General features: G+C 59.5%; 18 protein-coding genes. 9 read left to right on the forward strand and 9 right to left on the reverse strand.

The window, feature by feature from the left end:
- Positions 1–96 precede the first annotated feature (96 nt).
- From IRZ31_RS00375 to tilS, 4 genes are all read right to left on the reverse strand, one after another.
- On the reverse strand, positions 97–408 hold the full coding sequence (locus IRZ31_RS00375) for a hypothetical protein (protein ID WP_297148341.1): 312 nt from the start codon (positions 406–408) through the stop codon (positions 97–99).
- 40 nt (positions 409–448) lie between these two features.
- Positions 449–1,921: an AAA family ATPase gene (locus IRZ31_RS00380; RefSeq protein ID WP_297148343.1), complete on the reverse strand. Its 1,473-nt coding sequence runs from the start codon at positions 1,919–1,921 to the stop codon at positions 449–451.
- A gap of 120 nt (positions 1,922–2,041) precedes the next feature.
- Entirely contained in the window at positions 2,042–2,626 is a 585-nt protein-coding gene (gene hpt, locus IRZ31_RS00385) for a hypoxanthine phosphoribosyltransferase (protein ID WP_112430460.1), read from the reverse strand.
- A 45-nt stretch (positions 2,627–2,671) separates the two neighbouring features.
- A complete protein-coding gene (tilS, locus tag IRZ31_RS00390; protein WP_297148347.1) occupies positions 2,672–4,159 on the reverse strand; it encodes a tRNA lysidine(34) synthetase TilS in 1,488 nt (495 codons plus the stop codon).
- 129 nt (positions 4,160–4,288) lie between these two features.
- Between tilS and def the strand changes: the two genes are divergently transcribed.
- The gene (def, locus tag IRZ31_RS00395; protein WP_297148350.1) at positions 4,289–4,792 is read left to right on the forward strand and encodes a peptide deformylase; all 504 of its coding nucleotides are present in this window, start codon (positions 4,289–4,291) and stop codon (positions 4,790–4,792) included.
- A gap of 148 nt (positions 4,793–4,940) precedes the next feature.
- On the opposite strand, the gene IRZ31_RS00400 is transcribed toward def, so the two are convergent.
- Entirely contained in the window at positions 4,941–5,309 is a 369-nt protein-coding gene (locus IRZ31_RS00400) for a hypothetical protein (protein WP_297148352.1), read from the reverse strand.
- Between the two features lie 496 nt (positions 5,310–5,805).
- Between IRZ31_RS00400 and IRZ31_RS00405 the strand changes: the two genes are divergently transcribed.
- Positions 5,806–7,749 (forward strand): trypsin-like peptidase domain-containing protein, encoded by a 1,944-nt coding sequence (locus tag IRZ31_RS00405; protein ID WP_297148354.1) that lies wholly within the window; start codon positions 5,806–5,808, stop codon positions 7,747–7,749.
- 228 nt (positions 7,750–7,977) lie between these two features.
- On the opposite strand, the gene IRZ31_RS00410 is transcribed toward IRZ31_RS00405, so the two are convergent.
- From IRZ31_RS00410 to IRZ31_RS00420, 3 genes are all read right to left on the reverse strand, one after another.
- Positions 7,978–8,751, reverse strand: coding sequence for an enoyl-ACP reductase (locus tag IRZ31_RS00410; RefSeq protein WP_297148356.1), 774 nt, complete (start codon positions 8,749–8,751; stop codon positions 7,978–7,980).
- Positions 8,752–8,843: 92 nt separating this feature from the next.
- The gene (locus tag IRZ31_RS00415) at positions 8,844–9,215 is read right to left on the reverse strand and encodes a rhodanese-like domain-containing protein (RefSeq protein ID WP_151729223.1); all 372 of its coding nucleotides are present in this window, start codon (positions 9,213–9,215) and stop codon (positions 8,844–8,846) included.
- Positions 9,205–9,474 (reverse strand): hypothetical protein, encoded by a 270-nt coding sequence (locus IRZ31_RS00420; protein WP_297148362.1) that lies wholly within the window; start codon positions 9,472–9,474, stop codon positions 9,205–9,207. Before IRZ31_RS00420 ends, IRZ31_RS00415 begins: the two co-directional genes overlap by 11 nt.
- Before the next feature lie 258 nt (positions 9,475–9,732).
- Between IRZ31_RS00420 and hutI the strand changes: the two genes are divergently transcribed.
- Positions 9,733–11,016, forward strand: a complete 1,284-nt coding sequence (gene hutI, locus IRZ31_RS00425) for an imidazolonepropionase (protein WP_297148364.1) — start codon at positions 9,733–9,735, stop codon at positions 11,014–11,016.
- 321 nt (positions 11,017–11,337) lie between these two features.
- The gene (gene hutH / locus IRZ31_RS00430) at positions 11,338–12,888 is read left to right on the forward strand and encodes a histidine ammonia-lyase (protein WP_297148366.1); all 1,551 of its coding nucleotides are present in this window, start codon (positions 11,338–11,340) and stop codon (positions 12,886–12,888) included.
- Between the two features lie 291 nt (positions 12,889–13,179).
- On the opposite strand, the gene IRZ31_RS00435 is transcribed toward hutH, so the two are convergent.
- Positions 13,180–13,947 (reverse strand): SDR family oxidoreductase, encoded by a 768-nt coding sequence (locus tag IRZ31_RS00435; RefSeq protein WP_297148368.1) that lies wholly within the window; start codon positions 13,945–13,947, stop codon positions 13,180–13,182.
- A gap of 423 nt (positions 13,948–14,370) precedes the next feature.
- On the opposite strand from IRZ31_RS00435, the gene IRZ31_RS00440 reads away from it, so the two are divergent.
- The 5 genes from IRZ31_RS00440 to IRZ31_RS00460 all read left to right on the forward strand — a co-directional run bounded on the left by IRZ31_RS00440 (position 14,371) and on the right by IRZ31_RS00460 (position 20,392).
- Positions 14,371–15,849 carry a pyridoxal phosphate-dependent aminotransferase gene (locus IRZ31_RS00440; RefSeq protein ID WP_297148370.1) on the forward strand — a complete coding sequence of 493 codons (1,479 nt, stop codon included), beginning with the start codon at positions 14,371–14,373 and terminating at the stop codon, positions 15,847–15,849.
- Positions 15,850–16,500: 651 nt separating this feature from the next.
- Positions 16,501–17,517, forward strand: coding sequence for a type I glyceraldehyde-3-phosphate dehydrogenase (gap, locus tag IRZ31_RS00445; protein WP_151729218.1), 1,017 nt, complete (start codon positions 16,501–16,503; stop codon positions 17,515–17,517).
- Between the two features lie 73 nt (positions 17,518–17,590).
- Positions 17,591–18,784, forward strand: coding sequence for a phosphoglycerate kinase (locus tag IRZ31_RS00450; protein ID WP_297148372.1), 1,194 nt, complete (start codon positions 17,591–17,593; stop codon positions 18,782–18,784).
- A 17-nt stretch (positions 18,785–18,801) separates the two neighbouring features.
- Positions 18,802–19,605 carry a triose-phosphate isomerase gene (gene tpiA, locus IRZ31_RS00455; protein WP_297148374.1) on the forward strand — a complete coding sequence of 268 codons (804 nt, stop codon included), beginning with the start codon at positions 18,802–18,804 and terminating at the stop codon, positions 19,603–19,605.
- Between the two features lie 304 nt (positions 19,606–19,909).
- Positions 19,910–20,392: a DUF5680 domain-containing protein gene (locus tag IRZ31_RS00460; RefSeq protein WP_297148376.1), complete on the forward strand. Its 483-nt coding sequence runs from the start codon at positions 19,910–19,912 to the stop codon at positions 20,390–20,392.
- Positions 20,393–20,530: the final 138 nt, after the last annotated feature.

The following is a 20,530-nucleotide window of genomic DNA, read 5'->3' on the forward strand; positions in this document are numbered from 1 at the left end:
TCTGGCTAGCGCTCGCGCTTCCTGGCCCGCCGACCCTCTGAAACACGCTGCTCGCTTTCTCCGCGCAGAAATGGCCCAATGTCAGCAGATTGACGATCAGCGGCTATGCTTCAGCTCAACCAGGCAGACGGTGCGTTCTGGGGAGCCATCCCGGCTGTAGAAGATGATGCCATCGCAGCGACGATCGCCGTCTCTAATGCCCAGGCTGCGGAGCAGCTCACGAGCCTGCTCGCTCCCGTCATCGAGCTGGAAACAGAGAATGACCTCGCCGGCGTAAGGATCGTCCAGATGGCCAAGATGCGCCTTCGCCTTCTGATTTTTAGGAGCGATAATGACCTTATCTCCCTTTTCGCCATTGATGCATTTTGAAGAGGTCGCGCCGATCAGCAGCAGACGTGTGAACGGCATAGCTGCTCAGCTTCCTTCCTAAAGGGCGATCGCCCTCACCTTAATCGGCCAGTTCGAAGTGGATGCGCTCGACGAGGCGCGTCACTTCGCTAAAAGTGCGCCAGTGGATAATGCCCTCTTCATCGAGGATATTGACAGCCTCGCCATCGTCGCGGATGTGGTAGACGGCAACCTGCTTCTGAGCGAGAAAGGCCTCTTTGCGCTGAAGGAAAAAGAGCGAGGCCAGCTCATCGTGCCGCTCCTGCGGGTGTCTGGCGGCGGCCAGCAGGTTGATCAAGTGATCAATCATATAAGTGCTGTGGGTGGTCATCATGATATGCAGGCCGGCATTCACCAGCATAGCCAGTAGCTCGATCATTTTGACCTGAGCTTCCGGGTGGAGGTTCATTTCCGGCTCATCGATGACGAGCAGCTCGCCCGGGCGGGCCAGATAGCGCAGATAGAGGGCCAGCGAGGAAAGCTCTTTCACCATCGAGGAGGAGACGGATAATTCCAGCTCTGTTCGGGTCGTAGGCTCTGGAGAGGCGGCCATTGGTGTAGGGCAAAACAGAATCTCGCGCGCCGTTCCAGCTTCGGCGGGGGTAAAGTCGAGCGTTCCCTCCAGAATCTCCTCTTGCAGAAGAGCGCCCAGCTCCACATAAGGGCTGCGACTGGCTGCAGCCTGGTTCTGTACCTGGCTCGGGCTCAGGCTACTCTGGCGATGGAAGCGCCAGACGATCTCGACAAAGTCGGCGATGGGCACAGGCACGAGACGCGGTGATTGCTCTGAGAGGGCTGTCAGCAAGCGCTCCAACAAACCTCTGGTATCGGTTGTCCGGTGGCCTCGTTTGTTTCTCACTGAAGGAGGTAAAGAGATAAAGCGCTCGTAGATAATGCTGCTGCGCTCGGTCGGGAAATAGCTGATATTGCGCCAGAAAGCCTGGAGGATCTCGCGGAAGACGATGCCATTGACAAAGCCCGCGATTTCTCGACGGGGAAGGCGTTCGCTCACATTCTGGCCTGGGTAGAAATAGAGGCGGGCCTCCCCACTCTCCTTCAAGGCTTTCAAAGGGGCATCCTCCTTGTCTCCCCCGATATAGTCGCTGACACTGGCCTGGAGCAGCCGTCGGAGGAGCTCCGGCTTAAACGCTGCGATATCGATGCTCAGAGTCAGCTCCTCGAAGCGCGCGTGGTCGCTGCCCAAGAACAGCGGCAGCCATTCCCGTACGCCCAGGAGCAGGTCATTGAGGAAATGCTCGGCGTGCTCCTCGGCGAAGTCCAGCAGGTCAAGGAACCCGCTGCTCTGCTCGGCAACGCGTCGTACCAGCTGATCAAGGGGACGATACTTCTGGCGCGTCTGCCCACTCAAGTAGGCGCTGAGGTAGCGGCTCCAGCTATAGTGCCCGAGGGAGCCTGCGATCGTATAGGCCAGCCAGGTTTTGCCCGTATTGTTCTTCCCAACAAAGACCGTCAGGGGCTTCATGACGATCTCGGCCCGTCGCAATGGGCCGAGGTTACAAACAGTGATCTGCATCGCCTTCCTCCTCGAACGCCCTTCTGGTCCTATGAGGAATTATAACACAAAGCAAGCTCCCTCTGCACCAAGCGTGCGCTATTTTAGCGATCGATCGCGATCTGGGAGAGAAAGGAAGCGCTAGCTACCTTCTGCTGGACTCTGATGCTGGCGCTCTGGCTGCTGGTTGTTTTGATAAACCTCGGGCTTCAAGACGCCGACGTAGGGCAGATTGCGATAGCGTTGGGCATAATCGAGACCATAGCCGACCACAAACAGGTTGGGGATGCGAAACCCGATATAGGCCAGTTCCAGGGGCTTAGCGCGTTCGCGCTCCTTATATAGCAAGGTACAGACGCGCAAGCTCAGCGGGTGCCGCTGGCGCAGGAGATCCAGCATATAATGCAGCGTCAGGCCGCTATCCACAATATCCTCGACGATCAGCACATGCTTCTGATCGATTGGCCCCTCCAGATCCTTGAGAATGCGCACCACGCCACTTGACTGGGTGGCATTGCCGTAGCTAGAGACGGCCATATAGTCGATTTCGTGCAGCATATCAATCGCGCGCGAGAGATCAGCGATGAAGGGAATGGCCCCCTTCAGAATCCCCAGGAGCAGCAGGTTCTTGCCCTGGTAATCCTGGGTGATCTGGTGCCCCAGTTCCTTGACCTTGGCCTTGATCTGCTCCTGTGTAACGAGAATCTCTTCAATATCCTCGTGCATAGTTTCCCCTTCCCGAAGAGTAGCAATGAAAAAGTGCCGCTTGCTCTAGCGGCTGATGCTGAGCTGAACAATGCGGCGGGTAGTACGGCTGAGGCGAACGGACTCAGCCAGGCAGAGGCCAGCGATCCAGATGCAGCGCGAGCCGGCGAAGAAGAGCGGGAGGGTATCCCGTTCTGAGCGCGGGACGTGGGCATCGACGAGCACATCCTGGACCTTACGGCTCTGCTGCATGCCCAGTGGCTGAATGCGATCGCCCGCCCGGCGCGTGCGCACCTGCAACAGCGGGCCAGCGGCTTCACCATCGATATATACAACATAGCGCGTCCGTGGCAGAAGGTGCCAGACCGCCTCCCAGTCTTCACGCGCCAGAGCCTCCAGGGCTGCCTGCTCGACATCAGGAGCCAGGAGCGTTGCCCGAGCGCGCCAGGGGGTGCCAGGAACCTGGCCTTCCCCGGGGACAGGCAAGAGGAGCGCCTCATCATCTAAAGCCGTGTCCCGCGTCTGTCGATTCTGAGGGCTGTGGAAGAGACGTAGCGTTGACCCACTTACCTGCAGCTGAAGCCGACCAGGGAGATCTAACGAGCGCTCCGCCCGTGAGCGCTGCGCCTGCTGCAGGAAGGCCTCTAGCAGAGTATAGTGACGCGGCTCTAACGGAGACTGGCCTCCGCAGAGCAAAGCCGTGGCGCGGCGTAGCAGGTGTCGCTGCAAACTAAGCGGCTGTGCGAGCAACGCCGGTAGGGTTATGACTACCTCCTCTGCACTGGTGCTGGTTACCACCGCTGACCAACTCTGCGAGACGCAACTTTCTATCCATTCCAGGTCGACGCGCAAGACCTCGGCACTGCGACGCAGCGTTTCGCGAATGCCCGGATTGAGCTGCTCAAGGAGTGGCAGCAGCTCGTGGCGCACACGATTACGCAAGAATCGCGGGTCGCGATTGCTCTCGTCTTCCAGGGGCTTGAGGCCCTGCTGCTGACAGTAAGCGAGAATCTCCGCCCGGCTCACTTCCAGTAAGGGACGGATAATATCCTGTTGACGCGGAGCCATGCCGACCAGGCCCGCCAGGCCACTGCCGCGCAGGAGGTGGAGCAGAATCGTCTCCACCTGATCATCGGCCTGATGGGCGACGGCAATGAGGCGCCCCCGGGCTACATCGCGCAGAAAAGCATAACGAGCCAGACGAGCGGCCTCCTCCAGGGAGCGTTTCTCACGTCGCGCCAGCGCCGGGACATCCACGCTGCCGATGGTGAGAGGAATGCCCCAGGCTGAAACCAGACGGGCAACATGGAGAGCATCCCGCTCGCTCGCCTGGCCGCGCAGGCGATGGTTCAGGTGAGCGGCAAACAGGCGCACCGTGGGAAAGGGCCTACCCTCGCCACAGAGCGAGCGCAGCAGGTGGAGCAGACAGAGCGAATCAGCTCCGCCCGAGACAGCAACGACAATCTCACTCTGTGGAGGAAGCAGGCCATGACGAGCAATGTAGGCGGCCACCCTGGCCGTGAGCCACTCACTGCTGGCTGGCGCGGATACCACGTCCCACCTCCGCCGTCTATGGATAATCGCATGCTCATGTGATAGGATATATACGCAAATTATATAACATTGACTGCCAGACTGTGGCTGTGTGGCAATTCATTCGGGATACATCTCGGGAAAAGAGCTATGGCGATTCGCAAGATCATTACGGCTGAAAACCCCATCTTGAGGCAAAAGGCCAAGAAGGTGCATCGCTTTGATGCCTCCATGAAGCGGCTGGTGGAGGACATGTTTGACACCATGCACGCCGCGCATGGGGTTGGCCTGGCCGCTCCCCAGATCGGCTTGTCGATCCGCGTCTTCGTCGCAGAGTACGAGGACCACAAAGTGGCGGTTTTCAATCCAGAGATCATCAGAGCCGAGGGGGAGACGCTGGGAACCGAGGGGTGCCTCAGCATTCCGGGTTATGTAGGAGATAACATCAGGCGAGCCGAAAAGGTGGTAGTCAGAGGCCAGAACGTCGAGGGCAAACCGATCAAGGTTCATGCCGAGGGCTGGTTTGCCCGTATTCTGCAGCACGAGATTGACCACCTGGATGGCATCCTCTTTTTGGATCGCCTCGATCGCCCTGAAGACCTGCGTCCAGCGCGCGAAGGGGAGATCGAAGAGCCGGAACCAGAGGTAGTCTAAGGCCGACGAGAGGACCTGCACCAGCAGGGGCATAATGTCGATGCTGGCGCGGGTCCTCCTTGTTATTACTCCTTGCGCTCGTCCAAGGCAGAGCTGCCGGCTTATATGGTGCGTATGGTGCAATCCGGGCTGGCTGAACCACTGTCGACTAGCCCTGTCGTTGCTGCTTGCGTAACATAGGCATCGGCTGCTGGCCTAGAAGGCGTTCGCACTCACGACAGATGTAGAAGCCTTCTTCTCGCCAGCGCAGCTCGCTCAAGCGATAGTACAGATAGCAGATGCCGCAACGCGTGCTATCGGGCAGGCTGGCTATCTGCCGGTCTCGCTCAAACAGGGCGCGTAGCTCCGCAATGAGGCCGTTGAGGTCAAACGAACCAGCAGATCCGCGTCCACTGGCGCTCTGTGACACTGACGCTGGTGTAGCGCCATTCGTCGTGCGCCCTTCACGCCGATGTGAAAAAGAGCTGCCGCTGGCCGAAGCGCCGTTGCCTGAGCCTGGTATTGGATGGCTGCTCACTGCCAGTATTCTCCCCCTTTGTGCCGGCAATGCAAGACCAACTATTATCTGTCAATTATATACCTCGTCGAAGCTCTTCGTCTAGGGCCGCTGCCACGCGAGAGTTGCGCTCTGATGGGGCGCTGGACCAGCATACCGCTCTTCCTCGCTTCGCTCTATACCTCTCAGGTGCTTTGCTTCCTCCTCGCCAGACCTTTACCGTCCTCTTATAGAATGAGGATCTCCTTCAGCAAGTATTAGCTCTATCCCTTTGTGTCCCTTTGCCTATCTATCTTGTATAATGCTCCTAAGAAAGATCCCGGCTGCCAAGAAGCAGGCAGCCAGAGCGTTCTATCTATAGAGAAGGCGCGGTCCCTCTGCTTAAAGGCACAAAGGGAAGGGTTGGCCCTGGACCGTGCAGGAAGACAAAAAATCGAGAGCCATGCATATCTCTGTGCTATGATAGACCTTGTTATGGCAGTGCGATGATATTCAACTTGGGGACAGGATGCCTGCTATGAATTGCTATGCAACTATCTCTGCCGGACCCAGCGGCAGCCACCCGCGGGAGAGGAAGGCCAACTCACGAGGGTTACCTTCTCTGCTCGTTGTTATGTTCTGCTTCATCTGTGGGCCTGTGCTCCTGCTAACAGCCCTGGAGGGGCCGGCAGCGCGTGCCGATGGCGTGCCAGGGGGCAATGTCCAGGACCCCGTGGTGAGAGCGGTAGATATTGCCCGGCCTGCCGTCGTGCGCATCGTCACCCAAATAAACGGACGGCTCACGGTACAATTCTCTGGTGGGCGCAGTGTGACCTTTCCACTCGATGGAGGCAGCTATGGCCTGGCTGCCCTTGGAACAGGGACCTTTATCAGCGCCCACGGCGATATACTCACAGCTGATCATGTAGTTAATCCTCCCCATAACGATGAACTCAATGCTGTGCTAATCAAGGCGGCGGCCCCCGATGTGGCAACCTACTACAACAGCACGCTGGCGCGCGGCAATCAGCTCAGCGCTGATCAGATGGAGCAAGCCTTGCTCAGTGGCCAATTCCCCTCTACGCCTAGCTATGATCCTCCAGTCAGTGCTGTTTACCTCAGCACTGACTACAGCGGCCCGTTGAGTGCGACCCGTTTACGCGATGTGCCGGACGCCTATTTTGCCCGCGTTGACCGTGTTGAGCAAGAAAGCCCGCCGGATCAGAAGGACGTCGCCATCATCCACGTGAATATGGAGGATACCCCAAGTGTCCAACTCGGTGACTCCTCGGCTGTCCAGGTCCAGGACAACCTGACCATTATCGGTTTTCCGGGCAATGCCGATGTCAGTATGCGTCCGACGGACTTTCTGACTTCATCGGTGAATCGCATCTTTGTCAGCTCGATCAAGACAACCGACAGTGGGGCGCAGGTCATCCAGGTAGGGGGCAATGTAGAGCAAGGCGACAGCGGTGGGCCGGCCCTCGATAGTCGAGGCCAGGTGGTGGGTATTGTCAGCTTTGGCACTCCTGGAGGAACCAGCTTTCTGCAGGCCAGCAATAGCGCGCGGGCTTTGATCCAGAACCTCCAGCTGAATACCGCGCCGGGACCGTTCCAGACTGCCTGGAGCCAGGCCTTCAACGATTATGCCTCCACTGCTCCTGGCCATTGGCATCGCGCGGCTCAGGAATTTGCCACACTGGCTGCTCGCTACCCTGCTTTCAAAGCCGTGACACCCTATCTGGACTATGCCAGACAGCAGGCTGCTCATGAGCAGCTATCGACGACTGCAAGCCAGGGGCAGGGTGCGCCCCTGCTCCTCATAGTAGCTGGGGGCTTGGGAGCTGTAGTCATAGTGGCGCTGCTTGTGGGGGCCGTCTTCCAGCTCAGACGCCGGAGACGGTCAGCGGGCATCTCCCCAGTCGTGAACGCCGCGAGCAGCCAGAGCTATCCCTATAGAGCGGCCCAGGGTCAGGGCACGCCGCCGGCCTGGCCATCGGCTCCTGCTCTCTATCCCTCGATGCCAGCTGGAGCGCAGCCTCCACAAGCCCCAGCTAGGACCCCGGTCCCCACGGGACCATCTGCTGCTCCCGGCTCTCAAGCCTCGTGGCCGGCGGGTCCTGGCAGCCAGCCCCCTGGGCTTTCCCCGTCTGCTGCACTGCCGTCTGTCTCCGGGCCAGCGTCACAGCTCCCACCAGCTGCAAAAGTGGCGGCCTCCTCTTATCCCTCGCCAGAGCCGGAGGATGAGAACACCCTGGTACCGTTCGGCGGCCCTCCACGAGACGCCGGCGTCAGGGGACAGCCGCGGCTGTCCCCGGGAGGCCAGGCTGCTCCTCCATCAATAGCCACAGGGAGCCAGTCGCCTACAGAGCAGCTGCGTCCCTGGCCCTGTGGTCACCTGAATCGCCCCCACGCACGCTACTGCAGTACCTGTGGAGAGCCGGCACCGCCGCCACCAACAGTGCGCCGGATCGAGCAGTGAGGCAATTGACAAGACAAGCAACCGGGAGATGAAAGAGGGCCAACTCACAAAACAAAAAGAACAAGGGCACTCCCCTCGCTGGGGGAGTGCCTCTATTGTTGCCTCTCTTGCGCCATCGATCAGCGCCAAGGCCAGGTAAGCCAGAGCTAGCAGGCTCCTTCCTGGGAGGACTCGAAGCTCTGGACGCGCCGCAAGCGAGGCTTGATCTATCCAGATCTCCGCAGCTGTCTAGGCTCCCATAATATGGTAGCCAGCGTCCACGAAGAGCACCTCGCCCGTGATCCCTCGTGCCAGCGGGCTGCAGAGGAAGAGCGAGGCATCGCCGATCTCGCTCTGTTCAATATTACGGTGTAGCGGAGCCACCTCCGTCATATGATCGCGCATCGTCGTAAAACCAGGGACACCGCGCGCAGCCAGAGTATTCACGGGTCCTGGCGAGACGGCGTTGACGCGGATATTGTAAGCGCCAAGCTCATAAGCCAGGTAGCGCACGCTACACTCCAGAGCCGCTTTCGCCACGGCCATCACATTGTACTTGGGCATCACTCGCTCACTGGCAATGTAGGTAGCCGTCAGAATGCTTCCGCCGCCGCGCGCCTGCATCAGAGGCACTGCGCGCCGGGCCATAGCCACTAGCGAATAGGCGCTGATATCCAGAGCAGTCAAAAAGCCCTGACGGCTGGTCTGCCAGAAGGGATTGTCCATATCCTCCTTGGGGGCAAAAGCGATTGAATGGATCAAAATATCGAGACCGCCGTCAAAGACTTCCGCCGCCTTAGCAAAAGCGGCATCGAGCTGCTCATCGCTCTGCACATCGCAGGGGATCAGCGGCGTACCTGGCACCTTCTCGGCCAGCTCCCGCACAAACTTTTCCATGCGCTCCTGATAGGTCAAAGCCAGTCGGGCGCCCTCAGCAGCCAGAGCCTGAGCGATGGCCCAGGCGATCGAGCGGTGATTGGCCACACCGAAAATAAGCGCGTTCTTTCCTTCCAAGAGAGGCATAAGGTCTTACTCCTTCCTTATGGGTAGGGACTCACCCACAGTATGAGCTATGTACCAAGGATAATAGCGGCAGAGAGATGAAACCTCTTCGGTCAGGAAGAAGAGGTCTGCTCAACAGGATAGCCGGAAAGCAGCCAGCCATGCATGCCAGAAGCCAGATTATAGACCTGCTGGAAACCGAGCAGGGAAGCGATCTCTGCGGCGATGGCGCTGCGCTGGCCAACGGCGCAGACGAAGATCACCTCCTCCGAGGGGGAAAGAGGCAGTTCCCGCAGGGCCTGGCCGAACGCATAGATACCACTGAGAGGGAGAAGCGTGGCACCGGGGATATGGCCCTGCTGCCACTCAGTAGGCCAGCGCACATCGATCACGCGGGCGCCGCGCGCCATCAGCTCTTTGGCCTCCGCGGGGCCGATCGTCTGATAGGGCTGAGAGGCCGCCATTTCATACTCGTCAGCGGACATTGTACTGCTCCTTTTCTCGCTGATCAGCTTCGTACTGCTCCAGCCAGATCTGGCCCAGCGTCGTCTGACTAATCATATACTCATCTCCCACAAAGGTCATCGTCAGCAGCCCCTGATCCTCCATCTCACGGAAATCGTCCGTTACCAAGAAATACCTGCGCAGCATGCGAGAGAGGTCGCTTTCTGGCAGATGCTTCCAGATGCGTAGCTCGCGCAGGATGGCGGCGTATTTCTCGCTGCTATCATCGATAGCCCGCATACTGCTTGCTCCTTCCTGCTGGCTGGGGCGCTCCACACTGTCCGTCCGGGCTAGTGGCAGCGGGAGCCGACGCGGTTTATCCACCCTCCACTACGCGTGGAGGGCCTTCGGCGTTGCGGAACAGCAGAGCGACCTGCTTCCGAGGAGAGTGTAGCAAATGCGGGGGCGAGTCGCAAGCCTCGACGTTGAGGAGCAACTATGCTATAAAAAAACAGCATAGCGAGCCTCACTCACAGCCCTTACAAGGAGAAGCAACTCATGCAGGCCGAACCAATGCAGCCTCCCATTCGAGCGAGCGCAGTCATTCGCAATATCAAACAGCTCGTAACAGTAGCCCAGCAGCCAATTGAAGGAGCCAGCGGAGCGCTGCAGGTACTGAACAACGCAGCGTTAGCGGTCTACCACGGCAGAATTGTCTGGATTGGGCCTGACGATGAAGCGGAGCCATTATTCCTGTCAACGCGCCAGGATGGCATCACCATCGTCGATGCCCAGGGAGCAGTCGTTACTCCTGGCTTTGTCGACTCGCACACCCACCTTGTTTTTGCGGGTCAGCGTGCCGAAGAGTTTCACCTGCGTCGGGCGGGGGTCAGCTACGCTGAACTGCTGGCGCAGGGCAAAGGGATCTTAACGACTGTGGAAGCGACCCGCAAGGCCGATGCCGAAACCTTACTGGTCCTGGCGCAGAAGCGGCTCCATCTGATGCGGGATCATGGCACGACCACAGTCGAAATCAAGAGTGGCTACGGCCTTGACCGCATCAACGAAGAGGCCTGCTTGCACATCATCAACAATCTCAAGGCCCTGGAAGAAAGGGCCTCGTCTTCTGTGCCTCAGCAGGTGCGCGTTGTTCCTACCTTTCTGGCGGCGCATGTTCTGCCCTTGGAATACCGCGAGCGGCGAGCGGACTACCTAGATCTGGTTGTCGAGGAGCTGCTGCCCTCCTTTGTAGGGTTGGCGCGCTTCTGCGACGTTTTCTGTGAAGCGGAGGCCTTCACTGTAGAGGAGTGCCGCAGGATTCTGAGCCGGGCCAAAGATCTAGGCTATCTTCTGAAGATCCATGCGGATCAGCTCAGTCCCTCGGGTGGGGCGCGCCTGGCGGCGGAGTTAGGGGCGATCTCTGCCGATCATCTGGATCATGCCAGCGACGAAGATCTCAAAGCGCTGCGGGAGGCCGGCGTGGTGGCGACGCTCCTGCCAGGCTGCTCTTACACGCTACGCAGTCCATATCCATCGGCGCGACGTCTGCTAGACCTGGGTCTCACCGTGGCCCTGGCTACCGATTGTAATCCTGGGACCTCCTATTGTGAAAACATGCAGATGATGATCGGCTTGGCAATGGCGGAGATGGGTATGTCCCTAGAGGAGGCGCTCACGGCAGCAACCATTAACGGGGCGAAGGCGCTGGCTCTGGAAAGGGAAATTGGCAGCATTGAGATCGGCAAGCGCTGCGAGCTTGCTCTCTGGCAGCTTGAGGACTATCGCGAGATCGGCTATCATTTTGGGGTCAATCTGGTACAGTCGACGCTCACGCTGCTCTAGCCGCTGGCAAGATCTGCTTAGATGTTCAATGAGGCGACATTGCGCCTGAGCAGGGGCCTGCCAGCGCGCCATGTGAGCTATCCTGGCTATCTTTAGTTACAGGCAGTGTTTCACGTGAAACACTGCCTCCTTTATCAACAGCGAGGCCGGGCCGGCGCTGAAGCATGTGGCTTCATCTGCCACCGCTCCGTTGGCCGGACCAGCCACTCCTGGCAAAGCAGGGAAAGGTCTGGCGACCCGCTCAGCCGGGTCGTTTGCCTTTCCAGATTCCTTCTGCTACAATCCTGGCAGGAGGCAAAGCAGCCAGAAAGGACTTCAGCGATGAAGAATCACGCGATCCGTCATCAAACGGACTTCCACAGCGCCCCCCTGGTTCTCAATGGCCAGGCCCTCACACCTGCCGAAGTCGTTGCCGTAGCTCGGCACCGGGCTCCGGTGCAGCTAGGATCAGAGGCCGAGGCCCGTATCCAGCGCGCACGGTCTTTTATCGAGCGCATTGTAGCCGAAGATCGCAAAGTCTACGGTGTCACCACCGGCTTCGGTCATCTCAGCCGCGTGCGTATCAAGCACGAGCAAGTGCTTGATCTGCAATACAATCTCCTGCGCAGCCACGCCGCTGGCCTGGGGGAGCCACTTGATGAAGAAACCACCCGGGCCATGCTTCTTCTCCTCGCAGCCAGCCTGGCCCGTGGCCACTCTGGGGTGCGCGTGGAAGTTGTGCGCCTTCTCATAGACTTGCTCAACGCCCAACTCCATCCCATTGTGCCCTCGCGTGGCTCGGTAGGGGCCAGCGGGGATCTTGCCCCATTGGCCCATCTGGCGCTGGTCCTTGTAGGAGAAGGCGAAGCCTGGTATCGTGGGCGGCGCCTTCCAGGGGCACAGGCGCTAGCCGAGGCCGGCCTGCGACCGCTCCGCCTCGAAGCGAAGGAGGGGTTGGCCCTGATCAATGGTACTCATCTGATGGAGGCCAGTGCTATCCTTGCCCTGGAAGACGCCTGGAACTTGCTCCAGACGGCAGAAGTGGCCTGTGCTCTAAGCGTTGAGGCCCTCATGGGCAGCCATGTACCTTTCGATGAGCGCATTCAACGCCTGCGCAATCAGCGTGGCCAACAGGAGAGCGCCGAGCACCTGCGCCGTCTGCTGGCTAACAGCGAGATTAAACGCAGCCATGAGGACTGCCCCCGGGTGCAGGACCCTTACACCCTGCGCTGTGCTCCCCAGGTCTTTGGGGCCGTCCGCGATGCTCTGGACTACTGCACAACGATCTTTGAGCGCGAACTGGGAGCTGTGACTGACAATCCGCTCATCTTCCCCGACGAGGAAGAGGTGCTCACGGGAGGCAATTTCCACGGCCAGCCCCTGGCGCTAGCACTTGATGTGCTGGCGCTGGCTCTGACTCAGCTCGCGAGCTTCGCGGAGCGGCGGATCTATCTACTCATGGGACCGCACGACTGGGATGACCAGGGGGCGCCCCTCTTCTTGACGCCTGAGCCTGGTCTCAATTCGGGGTTGATGCTGACCCAATATGTAGCAGCAGCCCTGGTTAATGAGATGAAGGTGCTGGCGCATCCGGCGAGCATCGACTCGCTCCCGACCTCAGCGGGAACGGAGGATTTTGTCAGTATGGGGGTGACGGCAGCGCATAAAGCTCGCCGTATCCTGGAACTGGCGCAGCAGGTGGTGGCTATCGAACTGCTCTGTGGGGCGCAGCTTTTAGAATTTCGCCGCCCTCTGCGCGCCGGCGAGGGTGTGGAGCAGGCCTTCGCGCTCGTGCGGGCCTATGTGCCGAAGCTGGAGCGCGATCGCCCGCCTGCTCCTGATATTGAGCGCCTGACTCGCGCTGTGCGGGAAGGAGTGTTTGGCCAACTCTAGACAAAGCGGGAGAACCAGCCCGGCAGCGCCGGCCAGGACTGGCGGGGCTACCAGAAGAGTAACCTGTCTCCTGTTTCACGTGAAACTATGGCGGTATGGCGGCGGCGCTCCGACGAGACACAGCAGCCAAGGTTTCACGTGAAACAGAGCAGACGGGGGCCACTCCTCCTCTCCGCTAGAAGAGTAAGATGGCGGATACTCAACAGGCCATCTGCTGCCAATCAGTGCCCTGGTCTCTCTGCCGCTGCGCTGCTCTGCTCGCTGTTCTCCTCGCCACCATCCATCGCTGCTCTAAAACGCACCGATGACCTCGCCGCCGTCGATAATCAAAACTTGCCCCGTAATAAAAGATGCGGCGGGCGATGCCAGAAACAGCGCTGCTGCGACCACATCGTCCGCCTGCCCCCAGCGTCTCAGCGGAATGCGCTCGGCCACACGCTCGCGAAAGCGCGCCGGACGTGACCGGGCCCAGTCGTTCTCGATCCACCCCGGGGCAATACAGTTCACGCGAAGATGTGGCGCCAGCTCGCGCGCGAGGCAGCGGCTCAAAGCGATGACGGCCCCTTTGGCCGTGGCATAGACCTGGCTGACGAAGCCAGGTGCTCCATCCAGCGCGTGATTCCAGGCCACATTGAGAATGCAACCGCCGCTTCTCATCAAAGGAACGGCAGCCCGACAACAGCGCCAGGTTCCCAAAACGTCAACTTGCAGCAGTCGCTCGAAGCGTTCTTCCTCGCTCAGGCCGCCTGTCTCAGTTGTATTGGCGCTGGCTCCAGCGTTATTAACCCAGACGTCGAAGCGACCGAGGGCTGCGTGCGCCTGGGAGACCAGCCGCTCAACCTGCTCCGACGAGCGTAAGTCAGCTTGCAAGGCCAACGCCTGGCCGCCCTGCTGCTCAATCTCCCTGACTAGCTCCTGAGCAGCGGCCTCCGAGTGCCCATAGTGCACCAACACTTTCGCTCCCTCTCTCGCAAAAGCCAGGGCTAAGGCCCTTCCCAGTCCTCGCGCGGCCCCGGTGATCACAACACTACGTCCGTAGAATGGCCGCCCTTCGCGCATACACTGCATCTCCCTTCCCTTGCTTATGACCAGCTTGTCTGTCCGCTCGTAACCTGTCGCGCCTGCTCCGTGACCTGGCGAGCAAGACAAGCTACTGCCTATCTTTTTTGCCTGCCTGCTATTGTACCTGGACCTGGCGACTGCTGTCAGTAAAGAGCGATGGCGCCAAAACAGCTCTGCCAACTTGATCGCTGTAACAGAGTAGCCGGTCACACCTTTGAGAATGGTTCAGCTCGCAGGACCTGCCACTCCTCCAGGGCGCTGGCGCATGTCTGCAAGTGCCTTGGTTGCCTGGCATCAACGGCATATGTTATCCTGTCTGAGGAGCCGTTTCCTCAGAGGAAACGGCTGGCGACGATCAGGGTCGATCGTTCGCTCTAGCCAGGTTGCGCCAGGACGGCGCAAGGAAGGGAGTAAACAGCGGTGATTACTCACGGGACACCTGCAGATTCATCTCGGGCAGAGAATCAGCCGCACCTGCCTGTCCAGGAGCAGCGTGCCATCATCCAGCGCCTGCGCCATGAACTCCTGCTGCAGTATCGACCTGTGCTACAACAGGGGGCGGGACCCATTCGCGTGATGGCGCGGATGGTCGCCGAATTAAGCAGGCGCTGTCGCGATCTCAAACTGGATGAAGAGATCATCGCCAGCGAAATTGTTGATCGTACCATCGGCGACGTCGATCTCCGTCGGATTGTGGAATGCGAGGGAGAACCTGGTGGGCCAGGCGACTACCGTATGCTTGCCGATGAGCTGGGGATCGCTCTCCCCGGTGAGAATCTCAATGGCTATACGGCCACCGGTGAGGTTTACCTGTGGCTGCGCGATCGGATGCTTGACTACGAACGCTCGCTTCTGGACCAGAAGATCGATCTGCGCATCTACGATATTGTTGGCATTGGCAATCCGGTGCTGCGTGACTGGCTCGCCGCCGCCTGGCAAGAGCAGTGGGGCCTGACGGTTAAGGGCGAGCAGGTTTATCTGAGCCTGGGGGCGATGGATGGGATCGATAAGACCCTGCGCGGCTTTCGCCAGATGTGCGATGAACAGGGGATCAAGGAGAGAGCGGTGCTCTTCCCTGCCCCCGGCTTCGGCGTGCCCGAGGCCCAGGCTCGGGCCTACGGTTACCGCTTGCATCGTGTCAACACGCGGCCCGAGCATCGCTTCAAACTGACCGCTGAGGAGCTGGAGCAGGCGCTGCAAGAGGCGCCCGATATCCGCCTGATCTATCTGACGGTCACAAACAATCCAACAACCTTTGCCTTTACTCCACAGGAGCTGCTTGCTCTGCATACTGTCGTTCGGCGCCAGCGCGAGGCCGGGCGCCAGCTCTTCTTCTTGGCTGATCTGGCCTACGTGGGCACGGGGCGCCCGGAGGACGATCAGGCGCGCATGGCTACCTTTGCTGATCCCGCTCACATGGAACAGACTATCTTTGTGAGCAGCCTCTCGAAAACGCTCTCGCTGACTGGTGATCGCTTCGGCTGGGTGACTATCGGCGATGCCCGTCTTGCTCCAGCACTGGCCCCCGGCTGGTCTAATAGCATGGCTTCGCTGCCTGCGGAGTGGCAGCTACGTTTCATGGCTTACCTCCAGTTGTTACGTGAGCGGCCCTATCTGATCGAGAAGCTGCGCAACCTCTATCGTCTGCGTCGTCGTCGCTTCATCACCCAGCTACAGCAACTTGATCGAGAGCTGCAGCTCTTCGCGGAGATCTATCTGGATGACGATGCCACTGTCTATAACTGGAGCCAGCTGCGCCCTGGCGAGGATGCTTTTTCTCTGTTTGAGAAGACCGGCATTGCTGGCGTACCAGGCTCCGGCTTCGGTTATACCGATGAGTATGTGCGCTTCTCTGTCGGGGTGATTCCTGTTCCTGTTGCTGCAACCTCGCGGCGCTAGCTGGGAGGGGCGTAGGCCCAGGTCAGATCAAAAGACCAGGTCCAGCAACTGAGGAGCACTTGCCCTCGCCACCGCGGCGGTGTGTGAATGGTCCTGACCTGGTGGCCGGGCCGTTCTCTCCTGGCACGCCGGCTAGAGACTATTCTTGAGTGCGGAGCGGGGCAGGTTGTGCGTGACATGCGCCTTTGCCAGAAGATAACGCAAGTGAGAGGGCGCCAGCGTGGCCGCTGCTTGACCCTCACTGGAACTGGTGATACTCTTTTAGCTGAGTGTGGGCGCCCGCGGGACGCTTCCGCGGCGCCGAAGTAGTGGCCGCGTGGAGTCTGGCGATGGCGTGCGTGCAAGCGCGGTGCGGTGGGTGAGCCGCTGAAAAAACGAGCAGCGCCAGCTGAGAAAGTCAGCAGGAGGGCGTCTGGCGCGTGCAAGGCAACGCTGTGTCCAGCAGATAAGGTGCGGCGGTCGTTCCTCGATGAAGAGGTGTGAGGGGGCAGACAAGATTCTGTCCAGCGCTTCCCTGTGTTTCACGTGGAACACCTGGGTAGGGCGTCTTGTCTCAGGATTGTGGAGGCGCTTTATCCTCCCGCTTCAGCGCTTCTCAGTCATACGATCTATGACTAGTAGCAGCAAGTAGCAAGAAGGAGAAACATCCGCATGGTAACACGAGTAGGCATCAACGGTTTTGGCCGCATCGGACGGCAATCCTTCAAGGCGATGCTCGAACGTTATCCCCACGAGTTAGAGGTCGTCGCCGTCAACGATCTCACCGACACCTACACCAATGCCCACTTGCTCAAGTACGACTCCACCTATGGCCGTTTCCCGGGCCAGGTTGAGGCAACCCCCGAATCTCTCATCGTCAATGGCCACACCATCAAGGTCCTCGCTCAGCGTGATCCAGCGCAAATTCCCTGGGGTGATCTGGGTGTCGATATCGTGATTGAGTCCACCGGTCTCTTCACCGATGCCGATAAGGCAAAGGCCCACTTGCAGGGTGGGGCGAAAAAGGTGATCATCTCCGCTCCGGCCAAGGGTGAGGATATCACGATCGTGCTCGGAGTCAATGAGCACATGTATGACCCGGCCAAGCATCACATTATCTCTAACGCCTCCTGTACGACGAACTGTCTGGCCCCCGCCGCCAAGGTCCTCAACGACCGCTTCGGCATCGAGCATGGCCTCATGAATACGATCCACTCCTATACCAATGATCAGCGTATCCAGGATCTGGTGCACAAGGATCTGCGCCGGGCTCGCGCCGCCGCTCTCAATATTATTCCGACCACTACTGGCGCTGCCCGCGCCGTGGCGCTGGTAATCCCCGAGCTGAAAGGCCGTTTCGATGGCATGTCCCTCCGTGTACCTACTCCTACGGTCTCGGTCGTCGACTTCGTGGCAACCCTGCGCCAGCCTGCTACGCGTGAGGAGGTGAATGCGGCTTATAAGGAGGCTGCTGCCGGCCCCCTCAAGGGGATCTTGGACTACACCGAAGAGCCGCTGGTCTCCTCCGATTTCCGCGGCGACACCCATTCAGCCATTATCGATGGCCTCTCGACGATGGTCACCGGGGGCGGTTATATGGTCAAAGTGATCGCCTGGTATGACAATGAGTGGGGCTACTCGACGCGGGTGGCCGATCTGACTCACTTCATCGCCGAGAAGGGCTGGTAGGCGGCGCTTCGGCGTGGTCGCTCATAGCAAGGGCGGGGCCTGCCCCGCCCTTCTGGATGGAGGCTGCACTGGCATGAATAAGAAGACGGTTCGTGATATCGAGGTGGAGGGTAAACGGGTGCTGGTGCGCGTGGATTTCAATGTGCCTCTCGATGAAGAGGGGCACATTACTGATGATACGCGCATCCGGGCTGCGCTGCCAACGATTCAATATCTGCTCGACCACGGGGCGGCGGTCATTCTGATGTCTCACCTGGGCCGACCTAAAGGCAAGGTGGTGGAGAAGCTACGCATGGCTCCGGTGGCTGTGCGTCTGAGCGAGCTGTTGCTGCGTCCTGTCCAGCTGGCCCCCGATTGCGTTGGTCCCCAGGTCGAGGAGTTGGCTCGTGCACTGCAGCCGGGTCAGGTGCTGCTGCTGGAGAATCTGCGCTTCCATGCCGAGGAGGAGCAGAATGATGCCGGGTTCGCTCGCCGTCTGGCTGCGCTCGGTGATCTCTATGTGAACGATGCCTTTGGTACAGCCCACCGCGCTCATGCCTCCACAGAAGGCGTGACCCACTATCTGCCCGGCGTTGCCGGCTTCTTGATGGAGAAGGAGCTGAATTTCCTCGGCGCGGCCCTGGAGAATCCCCGGCGTCCTTTTGTGGCGGTAATCGGTGGGGCCAAAGTCTCCGATAAAATCGCTGTCCTGGAACGCCTGCTGACGCTGGCCGATGCCCTGTTAATCGGCGGCGGTATGGCTAATACGTTTCTGAAGGCGGAGGGCTATGAAGTTGGCGCTTCGCTGGTCGAGGAAGGCAAGCTCGATGTTGCTCGCGATCTGCTGATGCGCGCGCGTGAGCGCAAGCTAGAGTTGGTGCTGCCGGTGGATGTGGTGATTGCCGACCGCTTTGCTCCCGATGCTCAATGGCGTGTGGTGCCGCGCGATCAGGTGGAACCAGGCTGGCGTATTCTGGATATCGGACCCGAGACGGTGGCGGCTTTCCGCCAGGTGCTGGAGAAGGCCCAGACAATTGTCTGGAACGGCACTCTTGGGGTGGCTGAGATGCCGGCTTTCGCTCGCGGCACCAATGCGGTGATTGAGATTCTGGCAGCCTGCACCGCCCGTGGGGCAACGACGATCATCGGCGGTGGAGATTCCGCCGCGGCGGTCGAGCAGGCGGGCGCTGCTGACAAGATGACGCATGTGTCAACCGGTGGCGGCGCTTCGCTGGAGTTCCTCGAAGGGCGCGTCCTGCCTGGGGTCGCAGCCCTGCAAGATCGCTGAGGGTGAGGTGATCGATAATGACAACTACCCCGGCGCGTACTGCCATTATTGCTGGTAATTGGAAAATGCACTATGGCCCGCGCATGGCTTCTAGCTTTGCGCTGGAGATCACGCCAGCTTTGGGCAGGTTGCTGAACGAGTATCCGTATTTGCTCTGCATTCTCTGCCCCCCGGCCATCTCGCTCTCGGCGGTCCGCGAGGTGCTCGACGCTCTGCTCTTCGAGCGCATTGAACTGGGCGCTCAGAATATGCATTTCGAGGAGAAGGGCGCGTTCACGGGTGAAATTTCGCCTCTGATGGTTCGCGAGCTGTGTACGACAGTCATCCTGGGCCATTCGGAGCGCCGCACCTATTTTGGCGAGAGCGATGAGCTGGTGAACCGCAAGGCTCAGGCTGCCCTCAATCACGGCTTGCGTCCAATTGTGTGTGTGGGCGAGCGCCTGGAGGAACATGAAGCTGGACAAACAGAGGCTGTGATCCGGTCGCAGGTGCAGAAGAGCCTGGCAAATTTCCGTAGCGAGCGGGCCTGTGATGTGGTGATCGCTTACGAACCGGTGTGGGCGATTGGCACTGGTAAGGCTTGCCCCGGCGAAGATGCTCAGCGGACCATCCACCTGATCCGCGAGCTGTATGCCGATATGTATGGCAGCGAGACGGCTAACGCTGTGCGCATCCTCTATGGGGGAAGCGTGACTTCGGCCAATATCGCCGAGTACGTGGCTCAGACCGATATTGATGGGGCGCTCGTCGGCGGCGCCAGCCTCAAGTCCGACTTTGTGGAAATTGTGCGCAAAAGTATTGAGGTGCTGAGACAGTCCTGATGCCCCCTGGGCTGTCCCTGGCGAGCTGACTTGCTCCTGGCCTGACAGTAAAAACGATGGGTGCTCCTCTCTGTTCCTGCTCCCCTGACTGACCAGGCTGTGGCAGAGAGGAGCCTTTTGTCCTCTCCTGCGGGTTCTTTGCCTCGAATGGGATTGTCCTCCGTGTCGCTTGGTAAGTTCGGCTATCTCTCGGCCCTCGTGCTGAGACTCCGCTTAGACTGTCAAGATACTGTTACAGTTTAACTGTTGCAGTTAGCACTGCTATCGTGTCTGTTCCTACTTTGGACAAGAGGAGGTCCGCTTGATGGTAGAGTTTGAGAAAGGGGATTTCCTGGCTTTTCTTCTGGAGGCAAAACGTCATACTTATGCCGCTCTGGGAGATGCGGCCTCAGTGAGGCCATTGCTTCCTGGTTCTCGACAGTTGGAGTGGCGTGATAGGGCCTGGCACTATCGCGATATTTACTTTGGTATGGCCTTCTTTGCTGGACAGGAAGTAGTTTCCTGGCGGGCGCAACCGGTTTGGTCAATGGTCTATGCCGGTGGGGTGACAGAGGAGCTTGGAGGCCAGGCGGAGAAAATGGTCACTCTCTACGCATTTTTACGCCGCGCATTGCGTCAGGTGTCGGCAGAGCTGCCGTTTCGCGGTCCTGCTTGCTGGGAAGAGCAGGATTGGCGCTATATCAACCGTGTAGAGGGTACCCTGGAGGTTTTTCAGGGAGAAGAAGAGATTACTGCTGCCGGGACGGTGCTCTATCGCCTGCGTTACTGTGGGGGCTTTTTGCGCTAGGCTCTGCGCTGGCTCCCTGATTCCTGGCTCTGAGGCGCCACAACGGCGATGCCAGCATCGGGGACGGACGAGCGGGGCCAACCAGGCCGGGATGCCGGGAGATGGCGGCTTTTGCTTCGCTCCCTTTGCTGGTTCTGC

The organism is Thermogemmatispora sp., from assembly GCF_019683635.1.
Taxonomy (GTDB): Bacteria; Chloroflexota; Ktedonobacteria; order Ktedonobacterales; family Ktedonobacteraceae; genus Thermogemmatispora.